The organism is Stenotrophomonas sp. LST15-1-1.1 (assembly GCF_040815575.1).
Taxonomy (GTDB): Bacteria; Pseudomonadota; Gammaproteobacteria; order Xanthomonadales; family Xanthomonadaceae; genus Stenotrophomonas; species Stenotrophomonas lactitubi_B.
Genome location: NZ_JBFPNJ010000030.1, coordinates 102,414 through 115,964, shown reverse-complemented (window position 1 = coordinate 115,964; position 13,551 = coordinate 102,414). Strand labels below are relative to the sequence as shown.

Here is a 13,551-nt window from a genome sequence, read left to right as displayed (position 1 = left end):
GCGATCGCCGGCACCTCATGCCTGTAGAGCCGAGCCATGCTCGGCTGCAGAGAGACACCCACGGTAGCGCCGGGCCATGCCCGGCCGCTCACCCAGGAATTCAAGGAAACACCCATGGCCGACAAGCCCAAGCAGATGCTGCTCGATCCCGGTTTTGAACTGACCCTGCGCCCGATGCGCTACCCGCAGTTCTATGACATGTACCGGAATGCGATCAAGAACACCTGGACGGTGGAAGAGATCAACTTCCAGATCGACATCAGCGACCTGCACAGCAAGATGTCGCCGGGCGAGCGTCACCTGATCCACCGCCTGGTCGCGTTCTTCGCCACCGGCGATTCGATCGTGTCCAACAACCTGGTGCTGAACCTGTACCAGCACTTGAACGCGCCCGAAGCGCGCATGTACCTGTCGCGCCAGCTGTATGAAGAAGCGCTGCACGTGCAGTTCTACCTGACCCTGCTGGACAACTACCTGCCGGATCCGGACGAGCGCGTCAAAGCCTTCGCTGCGGTGGAGAACATCGACTCGATCAAGAAGAAGGCCGATTTCTGCTTCAAGTGGATCGACTCGATCCAGGACCTGAAGCGCATCGAGACACGCGAAGAGCGCCGCCAGTTCCTGCTCAACCAGATCTGCTTCGCTGCGTGCATCGAGGGCCTGTTCTTCTTCGCTGCGTTCGCCTACGTGTACTACTTCCGTTCGCGCGGCCTGCTCAACGGCCTGGCCTCGGGCACCAACTGGGTGTTCCGCGACGAGAGCGCGCACATGGAATTCGCCTTCGAGTGCGTGGACGTGATCCGCGAGGAAGAGCCGGACCTGTTCGACGACAAGATGAAGCAGGATGTCTACGACATGCTGGCCGAAGCCATCGAGTGTGAAGTGCAGTTTGCCGAGGACGTGCTGTCCGGTGGCGTGGCGGGCATTTCCACCCGTGACATGCGCCAGTACCTGCAGCACTGCGCCGACAACCATTTCCATCGCCTGGGCATGGAGCGCAAGTACAACGTGCGCAACCCGCTGAGCTTCATGGAACTGCAGGACGTGCAGGAACTGACCAACTTCTTCGAACGCCGCGCCTCGGCCTACCAGGTGGGCGTGAAGGGCGAAGTCGCCTTCGACATGAACTTCTGATCGATCCAATCAGGCCTGTCGCGAAAACCCCGGCCAACGCCGGGGTTTTTCGTTTTTACGGTAGCGCCGGGCCACGCCCGGCGAGCGCGCAGCGCGGAAGTTTTTCAGGGCGCCGTGCGCAATCGGCCGGGCATAGCCCGGCGCTATCGCCGCCCATCCACCGCCATGCGCACGGCCAACCCGGCCAGCACCGTGCCCATGAACCACCGTTGCACCGCCTGCCAGGTGGGACGGGCCGCCAGGAAGCCGGCGATGCTGCCGGCCATTATCGCGATCACCGCGTTCACGCTCACGCTGACCAGCAGCTGGGTGGAGCCGAGCACCAGCGACTGCATCAGTACGCTGCCCTCGCTGTCCGGGTGCAGGAACTGCGGCAGCAGCGACAGGTACATCACCGCGACCTTGGGGTTCAGCACGTTGGTCAGGAAGCCCATCGCGAACAGCTTGCGCGGGCCGTCCACCGGCAGGTCACGCACCGCGAACGGCGAGCGGCCGCCCGGCTTCAGTGCCTGCCAGGCCAGGTACAGCAGGTACAGCGCGCCGCCGATGCGCAGCGCGTCGTAGGCGAACGGCACGGTCATCAGCAGCGCGGTGATGCCCAGCGCCGCGCACAGCATGTAGAACACGAAGCCCAGCGCGACCCCACCCAGCGAGATCAGCCCGGCCACGCGGCCCTGGCAGATCGAGCGCGAGATCACGTAGATCATGTTCGGCCCGGGCGTCAGCACCATGGCCAGCGAGACAAGGGCGAAGGCCAGCAGGTCGGAGGTGGCGGGCATGGCGGTTTCACGCAGTGGGGGTGCCGAAGTGTAGCGCCGCCTGCACGCCACCTGCCTTAAAATCCGTCTTACCCCACACCCGAACCGCCCCCATGACCCCCATCCCCGAGACCGTGCCGCCGACCGAAGTGCGCATGGCCGAAATCGTCTTTCCCAACCACACCAACCACATGGGCACCCTGTTCGGTGGCCAGGCACTGGCATGGATGGACAAGGCCGCCTTCTTGGCCGCCGCCCGCTATTCGCGCCGCACCGTGGTGACCGCGCGCAGCGACCAGGTCGATTTCAAGCTGCCGATCCGCATCGGCCAGATGGTGGAGACCATCGGCCGCATCGTCGAGGTCGGCCGCAGCTCGATGAAGGTCGAGGTGGAACTGATCGCCGAGGACCTGCACAGCGGCGAGCGCAAGCTGTGCACCCGCGGCCACTTCGTGATGATCGCCCTGGGCGAGGATGGCCACCCGGTGACCGTGCCGCAGCTGCCCGGCGCGCCGGCGGCCTGAGCCGATGCTTGCGGGGGCGCCCGCGCGTCCCCATCTGGCTGCCATGACCCTGCCGCTCACCGACTTCATCGACCGCGCCCAGCGCCTGTTCGTGCTGACCGGCGCCGGCTGCAGCACCGCTTCGGGCATTCCCGATTACCGCGATGCCGATGGCCAGTGGAAGCGCACGCCGCCGGTGACCTACCAGGCCTTCATGGGCGAGGCCGCCACCCGCCAGCGCTACTGGGCGCGCAGCCTGCTGGGCTGGCCGCGCTTCGGCCGGGCCCGGCCGAACGGCGCGCATCAGGCGCTGGCCGCACTGGAAGACAGCGGCAAGCTGCAGGTGCTGCTGACCCAGAACGTGGATGGCCTGCACCAGCGTGCCGGCAGCTGCAACGTAATCGACCTGCACGGTCGCCTGGACCTGGTGCGCTGCATGGGCTGCGAACGTCGCAGCGAGCGTGAGGCCTTCCAGCAGCAGCTGCTGGACGCCAACCCCGGCTGGGAATCGTTGCAGGCCGGTATCGCGCCCGACGGCGACGCCGACCTGGAAACCGACTTCTCGGCGTTCGCGGTGCCGGACTGCCCGTACTGCGGCGGCCTGCTGAAGCCGGACGTGGTGTTCTTCGGCGAGAACGTGCCACGTGAGCGCGTGGATGCGGTGCATGGGCACCTGCAGCAGGCGGATGCGGTGCTGGTGGTGGGCTCCTCGCTGATGGTCTATTCCGGCTTCCGCTTCGTGCAGGCCGCAGCCAAGGCTGGCCTGCCGGTGGCCGCGCTGAACCGTGGCCGCACCCGCGCCGACGACCTGCTGCAGTTCAAGGACGAGCGTGATTGCGCCGAAGCGCTGGCCGGCTGGGTGCGCTGACACATCGGCTGCGCCTTCCCACGAAACAGCGATCCACCCACACGGTTGATCTATCGGCCGCGCAGCGGTGCAATACGCACCCCCTTTGATGCACCCCCACTGCCGTGAGCCAGCTGTTTTCGCCGATCTCCTTCGGCCCCCTGACCCTGTCCAACCGCATCGTCGTCGCGCCGATGTGCCAGTACTCCGCCGAAGACGGCCGCGCCAGCGACTGGCACGCCATGCATCTGGGCAACCTGGCGCAGTCCGGTGCGGGCCTGCTGATCCTGGAGGCCACCGCGGTCGAAGCGCGAGGCCGCATCAGCTGGGCCGACCTGGGCCTGTGGGATGACGGCACCGAAGCGGCACTGGCGCAGGTGCTGGCCAGCGTTCGCCGCTGGTCGCAGATGCCGTTGGGTGTGCAGCTGGCCCATGCCGGCCGCAAGGCCTCTACGGCGCGCCCGTGGGATGGCGGTGGCCAGCTGCCGGCCGACGATGCGCGCGGCTGGGCCACGGTTGCACCGTCGCCGCTGCCGTTCCATGCCGCCGATCCGGCGCCGCAGGAACTGGACGAGGCCGGCATCGCCGAAGTCGTTGCTGCCTTCGCCGCCAGCGCAGTGCGCGCCGAGCGCCTGGGCTTCGAGCTGATCGAGATCCATGCCGCGCACGGTTATCTGCTGCACCAGTTCCTGTCGCCGCTGAGCAACCGACGCACCGATGGCTACGGCGGCTCGCTGCCGAACCGATTGCGGATGCTGGTGGAAGTGTTCGACGCGGTGCGTGCCGCGGTGTCGGACAAGGTCGCCGTGGGCGTGCGTATTTCCGCCAGCGACTGGGTCGAGGGCGGCTGGGACATCGTGCAGAGCGAGGCGCTGGCACAGGTGCTGGACGCGCGTGGCTGCAATTTCCTGCATGTCTCCAGCGGCGGCCTGCACGAGCGCCAGAAGATCAGCGTCGGCCCGGGCTACCAGGTGCCGTTCGCGGCGGCGATCAAGGCCAAGAAGGTGCGCATGCCGGTGATCGCGGTAGGCATGATCACCGAGCCGCAGCAGGCCGAGTCGATTCTGCGCCACAACCAGGCCGATGCCATCGCGCTGGCCCGCGGCATTCTGTACGACCCGCGTTGGCCGTGGCACGCCGCTGCGGCGCTGGGTGACAGCGTGGTGCCGGCGCCGCAGTACCTGCGCTGCGAGCCGCGCGACGCCCGCGGCGTGTTCAGTCCGCGCTGAGCACTACACCTGCCAGGCCGGCGGCAGGCCGGCCTGCAGGTGCTCGAACAGCGCGCGGATCTTGGCGGTGAAATCGCGGCGGTCGCTGACGCAGAAGTAGACCTCCATCGGCTCCGGCTTCCATTCGGTGGCGGGCCCGAACACCGCCTGCAGTCGCCCGTCGCCCAGGTACGGTTCGGCCACGAACGCGGCCAGCCGCGTGATGCCGGCTCCGGCAGCGGCCAGTTCGGCCAGCGCATCGATGTCATCGCAGACCATGCTCGGCGGCAGCACCGCGTCCACCCGCTCGCCATCCCTCAGCAGGCCCCAGCGCAGCGGCCGGCCATCGGTGGGAAAGCGGTGCAGCAGGCCGCGATGGGCGGCCAGCTGTGCCGGTTCCAGCGGTGTGCCGCTGGCCTTCAGATAAGCCGGCGACGCACAGAACACGAACGGGATACGTGCCAGTGGCCGCGCTACCAGCCCGTCCTCCAGCTGCGCACCGATGCGGATGCTTGCATCCACCGCCTCGGCACCGTGCTGCACGGCGCGGTCGGTCAGGCGCAGTTCCAGCTGCAGCTGTGGGTAGCGCTGCTGCAGCGACGGCAGCAATGGTGCGAGCACGTGCCGGCCGAACGCGCTGCTGCTGGCGATGCGTAGGGGCCCGGCCGGTTCGACATCGCCGGTGACCATGGCCTGCGCGCGTGCCAGATCGGCTTCGAGATGCCGCACCTGTGCCAGGTACACCGTGCCGGCCTCGCTGAGTGCCAGCTGGCGCGTACTCCGGTTCAGCAGGCGCACGCCCAGGTGGGCTTCCAGACGGTTGATGTTCTGGCCCACGGCGGTGGCGCTGATGCCAAGGGTGCGTGCCGCAGCGGCAATGCTGCCGGTCTCTGCGGTGCGGGTGAAGCTGCGGATGAGCTGCAACAGGTTCATGACCGACCAGCTTGCCATGCGGAAGGGCAAGTATCGCTTGGGTCTGTACCAAGCAGTCGGTTGCATCGGTGACCATCGTCCACTGCGCCACGGTGCTGCCCTACACTCGGGCCATGCGCCCCGATTCCATCCTCACCCTCTCCTGTCCCGACCGCACCGGCATCGTCTACCGCGTGTCGGGCCTGTTGTTCGACCACGGCTGCAACATCCTCGACGCCCAGCAGTTCGGCGACGAGGAGAGCGGCCGCTTCTTCCTGCGCGTGCACTTCGACCGCGATGCGGGCCTGCCGCTGGACACCGTGCACAACGCGATGGCCGCACTGGCAGCGGACTTCGGCATGGACTGGCAGCTGCATGACGGGCGCCGCCGGCCACGCCTGCTGGTACTGGTCAGCAAGCAGGGCCATTGCCTGAACGACCTGCTGTTCCGTGCACACAGCGGCCAGCTGAAGGTGGATATCGCCGCAGTGGCATCCAACCATGCGGACTTCGCAGCGCTGGCAGCGTCCTATCAGGTGCCGTTCCACCATCTGCCGGTGAACGCGGACACGCGCGCGGCCCAGGAACAGCAGATCATCGACCTGGTCGAACGCGAGCGCATCGACCTGGTGGTGCTGGCGCGCTACATGCAGATTCTTTCGCCCACGCTGTGCCGTGCGCTGGCGGGCAGGGCAATCAACATCCACCACAGCTTCCTGCCCAGCTTCAAGGGCGCACAGCCGTACCACCAGGCGCACGCACGCGGGGTCAAGATCATCGGCGCCACCGCGCACTACGTCACCGAGGATCTGGACGAAGGTCCGATCATCGAGCAGGACGTGGCCCGCGTGGACCACGCGATGACCCCGAGGGAGCTGGTGCGGCTGGGCAGCGATACCGAATCGCAGGTGCTGGCGCGGGCGGTACGCCGCCACGTGGAGCACCGCATCCTGCTCAACGGGCACCGCACGGTGGTGTTCAGGTAACGGCCGCGTCGCCCGCTCGCCGGGCATGGCCCGGCGCTACCAGGATCGGACGACGGGTAGCGCCGGGCCATGCCCGGCGGAAGCGGGTCAGAGGATCGCAATCCTCGCCTTCGCCAGGGCCTCGCGCACCATGCCGTCGTTGGCATCGGTCACCGGGCGGGTCAGCTCCCACAGGAACTTCACCCGGAAGCCGGACTTCACCGCGTCCTGCGCGCTCCACAGCACACAGTAATCGCGTGCCAACCCGCACACGTGCACCTCGCGGATTCCACGTTCGTGCAGCCAGCCGGCCAGTCCGGTCGCCGGGCGCGTGCCGTCGGGGCCGTGGTTTTCGCGGAACGCGCTGTACGAATCCACCTGCTGGCGGGCGCCCTTGCGCAGGATCAGGTCGGCCACGGTCCAGTCCACTCCCGGGTGCAGTGCGGCGCCCGCGCTGCCCTGCACGCAGTGGTCCGGCCACAGGGTCTGCGGCTGTGCGTGCAGCAGGATCGCTTCAAAAGGCAGATGCCCCGGATGCTGGCTGGCAAACGAGGCATGGTCGGCCGGGTGCCAGTCCTGGGTTGCGACCACGGTGCGGTAGCGGCGCTCGGCCAGCAGTGCCGTGATCGGCGCCACCAGCGCATCGCCCTGTTCGCAGGCGAGGGCGCCACCGGGCATGAAGTCCGGCTGCAGGTCGATCACCAGCAGGGCGACATCAGCGGCTATTGCAAGATGATCGAGTGTTGGCTGAATCACGTATTTCTATGACCCTACACCATTGGATTGGTATTCACTAGATGATTTCGTCACAAAAAATGCACTAGCTCTTTACATCTGCAGGTTGTTCAGGATAGACTATGAACTGGATAAAAAAATCCACCCCGGTCTCATTGAAGGGACCGAGGGGCTCTTTAAAACATTGATATATAAGAATTTAGGGTCTTGGACGCTGCAACGTCCTCAGAACCTAAATCAGGTCCGAGGCGTAAGGAGTTGCGGGTGCTTCACTCTGTACGTCACTCGTTCAGTCTTCATTCAGACTTTCGCTTGGCAGCGGGTTTGATTGGAACAATCCGGGAATTATAACAGCTTGTCAATTGATTTGGACAGTAGTTGTTCTGTTCTTGGATTGGATGGACGGATCGGTCCCAGTAGGCACCCTCCAACTCAATGGAGGTAGCCATGTCGAATTCTCGTCCGAAGACGGTGTTCGTACGCAACTACTCTCGCTTCCGATTCGGGAAGTGGGAGAGCGTATGCAATCACTGGCGCTCGGCCCCAGGGGCTTAAGCGTCATACCTCACGAGGGGGCTTCCCCCTCGTGAGGTACTTCGAGACATGAACGACACAGCTCCTTCCGTCCACCCCTAAAAAGGAATAATCATGACTAGCAAGTCTTCTTCAAGAACTACGGCCCATAGAAGCTCGGTATCTGGTCGCTTTGTCACAGAGCGCTATGCCTTGAAGCATCCAAGCACCACCCAGCGAGAAAGAAACCCGAAGCCGTCAAGCAAAAAGTAATTAAGGAAAGAGCCCGCGATCTTTGATCGCGGGCTCTTTAATTTTTGGCGTCTCTTTGGCGTCTCTAGCGAGAGGAATCGTTAGTCCTTGAGGGGCTGTGGCTCATCTCCGTAATACAGCAGGCCGATCTTGATGCGCTCGCGGCCGTTCTCGCGGCGGTGGCGGTTGGCATCGCGCAGCGAATATACGCAGCCACAGTATTCCTGCTGGTAGAACTGCTCGCGTTTGCTGATCTCGACCATGCGGCTGGCACCACCACCCTTGCGCCAGTTGTAGTCCCAGTACTGCAGGCCTTCGTAGTGCGAGGCGGCGCGCACGCCGCAGTCGTTGATCTGCGCCATGTTCTTCCAGCGCGAGATGCCCAGCGACGAACTGATGGTGTCGTAGCCGTGTTCGTGCGCGTACAGCGCGGTGCGCTCGAAACGCATGTCGAAGCACATCGTGCAGCGGATGCCGCGCTCGGGTTCATTCTCCATGCCACGCGCACGGCTGAACCAGTTGTCGGTGTCGTAGTCGCAGTCGATGAAGGGAATGCCGTGCTGTTCGGCGAAGCGGATGTTCTCCTGCTTGCGCAGCTCGTATTCCTTCACCGGGTGGATGTTGGGGTTGTAGAAGAAGATCGCGTAGTCGATCCCGGAGGCGGTGATCGCCTCCATCACTTCGCCCGAGCACGGCGCGCAGCACGAATGCAGCAGCAGGCGCTGGCCGTTGTCGGGAAGAGTCAGGGTGGGGCGTTGGAGCTCGGTCATCGTCGGGTGCGTCTTGGCGTGGGCAACGGGTCTGGCCGGAAACCGTGAACAGGACGCGCGCGGCCACGCAGCCTGCACGCGCAGGACGACGATGGCCCCGGCAACCTCCCCGCGGAGATTCCAGGTCGAGTCAGGGGACGGTCGAGTCCCCCGGCCGGGGCCGGTATTCGGGCTGATGGACACGGGCCGCAGCCCACCTACTACCTGCCGCTTCCCAGGCGCGAGCCCAGTGCTGTTGGCAGGATTCGTTTCCATTCACCGCTGCGGGGCAGCTCCGGAATGGGCGCGCGAGGCACCTTCACCGGATTCCCGTTTAAATCCCTGTCGTCATCCAGACCACGGCAGGGATACCTTCGGCGCGCCTACGGTGGACGCGTTGGCGGCGCCAGTCAAGGGTCCTCCGACGGCAGCAAGATTCTGCCCATCCTCCCCCAACCCGTAGCATGACAAGCGTGGCACCATCAGCAAAGATTCCGTAGATCAGCTTGGCGTGCTGGCTGGCTTCTCTTCCATTTGTCCGCTCACTGCCACACCCTCTTCGACTTTCTGTGCCTGCTCGCGGAGCAGACTATCTCGTCGTTCTGAGAGAGCCTTTGCGACTGCGGATAGTCCCGGAATCTTTGACAGAGAATCAATGGACTCGGAAAGACGAGTGCTCTTCTCAAGCACGTCCATCAATGGGTGATCGGACTTGTTGTAGTCTGTGATCAGCTTTCCGGGGTTTTCGGCGCTGACCTGCAAAACATTGAATAGCAAACGGGTACGGAGCTCGGCCTTCACTCCGCCTTCCTGAGAAAGGGATTCAATCTGGTTCGAGAGCCCGGAGAACGTCTTGCCGAGCACTGATTTGTGCGTATATTCCTCGATCAGTCGCTTGGAAAGGTTAAGTCTTTTATTTGATGAATATGCCATCCAGAGTACGGGGAAGTAGAGCGGAAGGATGGCAAGAATTAGTTGTGGAGTCCCTTGCAGAACTTTAGTCAATTCGTCGCCGCGAGCAAGGAGATGAACATCGACTCCGAATGGGATTAGTGAAATAAGAATCAAGCCGAAAACGGCCGCCATGAAGTTTCGCTCGTGGGTCGCGAGAGAGCTTGCTTCCTCATTTTTCTTGCTGTCATAAGCAGCACTGAGTCCCGCCGCCAGTGCGCCGGGCAATAGTGCTGTGAGTTGATCGGAAACATCTTTCAAATCAGCCTTTCCCTTCTCAAGTACTGAATTGAATTCATCATTCTGTGCGCTTCTCGTGAATCTCTGAGCTCCTTCCACGCGCTCAATCGCTTCTGCAGCGGTCTTATCGAGATTTTCGAGATCCCCCTTGAGCGAATTGTACGTCTTGCTCAGTTCATCTCGTAAGCCGTCAACTCTCTGGGAGTTCCCTTCAGCGTCTAAAATCTCATGCCCAAACAGAGCCTTGTGCAGTTCGTCGAACTCACCCTTTCTTTTCATCGAGTGCGTGAGCAAGCTCTTGATGTTCTCGCTCTCAGCGCTGGCATCTTGTGCCGTCTTCTTGAGGGCTTCAAGTTCACTTGGAATTGCGCGAGCTTGTTCCAGTAGTAGCTGTACTTCACCCAAGCGGCCTTGTATGTCGGCTGCCGCCGACTGTGTCTGTGCATCCGTAAGCAGCAAAGACTGATGCAGAGATAGCGCTTCAGTTGACGTCGACAGCAAACTTGCCGCGTTTGCCAAGAAGGCTGCCTGTTGATTTGATACGTCTTCTATCGTGGCAACGAGCGCGGACTTGGCCTGTTCGATCTCGGCGTGAGCTTCGTCCATTTCCGCCACAATCTTCTCAAGCTGTTCGCGACGATGGGTGACAGCTTGCAGAGCTTCGAACGCTGCATCTGCGGACTCGCTTGCAGTTTGAGTGATACGGGACTCCAATGCTGGAATCCTTTCAGAAATCGTATCATTCGCCAGCTTTTCAACTGATTCGAAACGCGATACCACCCAGGCCTTGTACTTTTCAAAGTCAGAGGCGCTCACGCCTCCCAAAAAAGTTGCCATGTCATCCCCTAATGACGTTACACGCTCGCCAGTATGGCAGGCGATTGACGCCTAGATTGGCAGGCCATTGCCATTGCTTCAAGCAGTGACTGAGCGTGGCCGATTGAGAAAGGTGGCAGCTCGGACAGGCTCGTGCTGGTGGTCCAGTCCGGTTGAATGGCAGACGAGTGCCAGGAATAGGGGGCGTACTTGCGCGAATCTGCTGGAAAATTCCTGTGCTCGCATTTATTCCCTGGCATCCGTATCCGAAATGCCCGGAACGACGCTGAGCGTCGGCCGGGCCACGTTGGCTACGTACGACTGCGGGCCTACCTAAACCGAGATTGCCTACTCAACGCCCCGCAGCGGCCCGCGCGCGGATGTCATCCAGGCGCTGGTCGTGCAGCAGTCGGCCGTTCTCCCACACGGTCACCATCGCATCCTCGAAGCCGGCCGGAAGGGTGTCATCGCCACCGGCCGGCAGCGGCACCGTATGCAGGCTGCCGTCGTCCAGACGGCGCAGCAGGCGCATACGGCCGCGCTTGCTGGCCTTGCCGGCATCGGTGACCGGATCCTTGTAGACATCGATCCAGTCACCGTCCACCCGCGCGGCCGAGCACTTCAGCGCGAACTTCTGGGTATCGCGGTCCAGCCGCTGCAGCAGCGCGCCGCCCATGCCGAAGGCCACGTTGTCAGCCGCGTAGCCATCATCGGTGGTGCGCTGCAGGATCGCGCGGATCGTGTCCGGGTTGATGCCATCGCCCTGGATGACGCGGACATGGTTGAGCACCTTGTAGCCCTTGCCGTTGATCGTGTGACCGAACGCGGCATCCAACCGCAGCAGGCTCTCGGCGACCACCTCGACCGGGTCGCCAGAATCCGGGCGGATGACCAGCGTGGCGCCAGAAGCGATCACTTCCTCGCGCAGGGTGGTACCCCAGTGTTCGCTGATGGCACGGTAGATGTCATAGCTGTCCGACACCACGGCCACGATCGCACCGGGCGTGCCGAACTGGCGCAGCATGTTGCGGTACGCATCCACTTCGCGCTCGCGGCCCCAGCTGGTGATGGTGCTGTGCTCGGCGGCGGGAATCGAATAGCCCGCCATCGGCGCGTGGTAGTGCGCACGTGCAAGGCACAGCGCCGACACCGTATCGGTGCCGAGGAAGTTGACCAGGTGCGCGGCACCACCAAGTGCGGCAGATTCCAGGCTGGAGACGCCGCGTGCGCCGAAGTCGTGCAGCTTGAACGGCAGCTGCCCCTGGGGGTCATCGCTGGTCTGCTGCAGGAAGCCGGCGATGGTCTGCCGCGCATGCCAGCTGATGGTCGCCACGGTGACCGGGTACCACACGCGCAGCAGCAGGGTTTCCAGGTAGGACGGCACCCAGAAGGCGGCGGGGTCGGTCGACTCGATGGTCATCAGTGCCTGGTGCGTGGGCACCACGCTGCCTTCGGGTACGGCGCGGATGCGTACCGGCAGATGGCCGCCGAGACGGTCAACGATATCGCGCCAGCCGGCTTCGTTGAACGGTTCGCCATGCGCGGCGAACAGCGCTGCGGCGTCGTCGATGTCGGCGTGGGTGACCGGCCGTGCCAGGGCATCCTTGAGGATCGCCTGCAGGCCGAAGAACACCGTGCGATCGTGCAGGCCGCCGCGCGACTCCACGTAGAAGAACGTGGCGTCGGCACCCGGCGGATACTGCAGCCAGTGGCTGGCCTTGTAGCTGTCGGTGTTGAGGAGAAGGTTATCGAGGTAATGCATGACGGAAGCTCCTTCGCGTCGAGTGGCACCGGCGGTCTGTCCGCCGGTGGGGAAAACGGGTTCTGCAGGGCCCGGTCGGATCAGCCCCGGCCCAGGAAGTACTCCAGGATGTGCAGGTGGTCTTCAAACAGCTGCGGGCCCATGTCCAGCGCCTCGCTGACCGGAATCCAGCGCGCCTTGTCGGCGTCGTCGCCACCGCGCACCGCCGGCAGTTCGCCAGCGGGGAATTCGAAGTGGAAGGCATGGGTGATGGTGCGGCCGCGCTGGCTGCGCTCGGGGTGGTCGAACACCTGCTGGCCCTTCAGCGAGCCCTTCAGCACCGGCAGTGGAATCTTCAGCCGGGTTTCCTCGCGCAGTTCGCGCAGGCAGCTGTCGAGCAGGCTCTGTTCCTGGCCGACGAAGCCGCCGGGCAGCGCCCACAGGCCCTTGCCCGGTGCCGAACGACGGCGGACCAGCAGTACGTGGCCCGAGTGCACGACCACCGCATCGGTGGTGACAAAGGTCGGTGCGTATGGCGCATCCTTCCAGGCGGCCTTGTACTGCTCGATGAAGCGGTACTCGGCCACCAGCTGCGCGTAGGCCGGTGAGCTTCTGCGGAACGCCTCGAGCATGTCGTACACCGGTGCCGGTACATTGCCGCGCAGCATCAGCAGTGCACCGTGGAAATCCACGTCGCCGGCTTCGAACAGGTAACGGCGCAGCTCGGTGGCCGACAAGGTAGCAGTGTGCTGCACGTCGACCAGCGGCCATTGCGGGAACTCCCGCAGGTAGTAGCTGGAAGCATCCTTGTCCATGCCGATCAGGCCGACCTTCGCATCGGATGCGGCACCATCGTTGCGCAGGGCTTCGGCCACATGACGCTGCACGCTGGCGATCCACTGGGCTTCGTTGTACAGGTGGTCACGCAGTGGCTGGATCAGCAGGCGATCGGCGTTGCCATCGAGGGCGGCCTGGATCATCACGGCGCGTTCGGCCACGGTCCAGGGATTGCGCAGGCTGCGGGGGGTATCGGCAGAGCCGACCAGGAAGATCAGCTTGCGGGCCCTGCTCAGGGCAAGGCGGGCAACGGCGGCATGGCCGTTGTGGAAGGGCTCGAAACGCCCGATGAAGACGAGATAGTCGAATTCCATGAGAATCCCTCATGTCGTTGTGGCAGCGAAGGGTCTGTCCCTTGGCTTGCTGCAGATGCTACGCCTTCGGTGCCGC

12 protein-coding genes and 1 riboswitch are annotated in these 13,551 nt (G+C 63.9%); of the genes, 5 read left to right on the top strand and 7 right to left on the bottom strand.

The window, feature by feature from the left end:
• Positions 1–114: 114 nt before the first annotated feature.
• Entirely contained in the window at positions 115–1,134 is a 1,020-nt protein-coding gene (locus MRBLST15_RS15385) for a ribonucleotide-diphosphate reductase subunit beta (RefSeq protein WP_025875781.1), read from the top strand.
• Between the two features lie 143 nt (positions 1,135–1,277).
• Here MRBLST15_RS15385 and MRBLST15_RS15380 read toward each other — a convergent pair whose 3' ends face one another.
• Complete coding sequence (locus MRBLST15_RS15380; RefSeq protein WP_100461880.1) at positions 1,278–1,913, bottom strand: LysE family translocator; 636 nt, start codon at positions 1,911–1,913, stop codon at positions 1,278–1,280.
• Positions 1,914–2,005: 92 nt separating this feature from the next.
• Here MRBLST15_RS15380 and MRBLST15_RS15375 point away from each other — a divergent pair, with 92 nt between their 5' ends.
• The 3 genes from MRBLST15_RS15375 to MRBLST15_RS15365 all read left to right on the top strand — a co-directional run bounded on the left by MRBLST15_RS15375 (position 2,006) and on the right by MRBLST15_RS15365 (position 4,471).
• Positions 2,006–2,416, top strand: a complete 411-nt coding sequence (locus tag MRBLST15_RS15375) for an acyl-CoA thioesterase (protein ID WP_089241503.1) — start codon at positions 2,006–2,008, stop codon at positions 2,414–2,416.
• A 43-nt stretch (positions 2,417–2,459) separates the two neighbouring features.
• On the top strand, positions 2,460–3,263 hold the full coding sequence (locus tag MRBLST15_RS15370; RefSeq protein ID WP_367786613.1) for an NAD-dependent protein deacetylase: 804 nt from the start codon (positions 2,460–2,462) through the stop codon (positions 3,261–3,263).
• A 104-nt stretch (positions 3,264–3,367) separates the two neighbouring features.
• Positions 3,368–4,471, top strand: a complete 1,104-nt coding sequence (locus MRBLST15_RS15365; RefSeq protein WP_367786611.1) for an NADH:flavin oxidoreductase/NADH oxidase — start codon at positions 3,368–3,370, stop codon at positions 4,469–4,471.
• A 3-nt stretch (positions 4,472–4,474) separates the two neighbouring features.
• Here the strand turns inward: MRBLST15_RS15365 and MRBLST15_RS15360 are convergent, their stop codons facing one another.
• On the bottom strand, positions 4,475–5,383 hold the full coding sequence (locus tag MRBLST15_RS15360) for a LysR family transcriptional regulator (protein WP_367786609.1): 909 nt from the start codon (positions 5,381–5,383) through the stop codon (positions 4,475–4,477).
• A 113-nt stretch (positions 5,384–5,496) separates the two neighbouring features.
• Between MRBLST15_RS15360 and purU the strand changes: the two genes are divergently transcribed.
• Positions 5,497–6,348, top strand: a complete 852-nt coding sequence (gene purU / locus MRBLST15_RS15355; protein ID WP_312110709.1) for a formyltetrahydrofolate deformylase — start codon at positions 5,497–5,499, stop codon at positions 6,346–6,348.
• An 87-nt stretch (positions 6,349–6,435) separates the two neighbouring features.
• Here purU and pncA read toward each other — a convergent pair whose 3' ends face one another.
• From pncA to MRBLST15_RS15330, 5 genes are all read right to left on the bottom strand, one after another.
• Positions 6,436–7,080 carry a bifunctional nicotinamidase/pyrazinamidase gene (gene pncA / locus MRBLST15_RS15350; protein ID WP_367786866.1) on the bottom strand — a complete coding sequence of 215 codons (645 nt, stop codon included), beginning with the start codon at positions 7,078–7,080 and terminating at the stop codon, positions 6,436–6,438.
• Positions 7,081–7,928: 848 nt separating this feature from the next.
• Positions 7,929–8,597, bottom strand: a complete 669-nt coding sequence (locus tag MRBLST15_RS15345; RefSeq protein WP_367786607.1) for an epoxyqueuosine reductase QueH — start codon at positions 8,595–8,597, stop codon at positions 7,929–7,931.
• Between the two features lie 141 nt (positions 8,598–8,738).
• Positions 8,739–8,953, bottom strand: a riboswitch (cobalamin riboswitch).
• Positions 8,954–9,077: 124 nt separating this feature from the next.
• Positions 9,078–10,604, bottom strand: coding sequence for a hypothetical protein (locus tag MRBLST15_RS15340; protein ID WP_367786605.1), 1,527 nt, complete (start codon positions 10,602–10,604; stop codon positions 9,078–9,080).
• A 331-nt stretch (positions 10,605–10,935) separates the two neighbouring features.
• Positions 10,936–12,345 (bottom strand): nicotinate phosphoribosyltransferase, encoded by a 1,410-nt coding sequence (locus tag MRBLST15_RS15335; RefSeq protein ID WP_367786603.1) that lies wholly within the window; start codon positions 12,343–12,345, stop codon positions 10,936–10,938.
• An 80-nt stretch (positions 12,346–12,425) separates the two neighbouring features.
• Positions 12,426–13,475, bottom strand: a complete 1,050-nt coding sequence (locus MRBLST15_RS15330) for a bifunctional nicotinamide-nucleotide adenylyltransferase/Nudix hydroxylase (RefSeq protein WP_218946528.1) — start codon at positions 13,473–13,475, stop codon at positions 12,426–12,428.
• Positions 13,476–13,551: the final 76 nt, after the last annotated feature.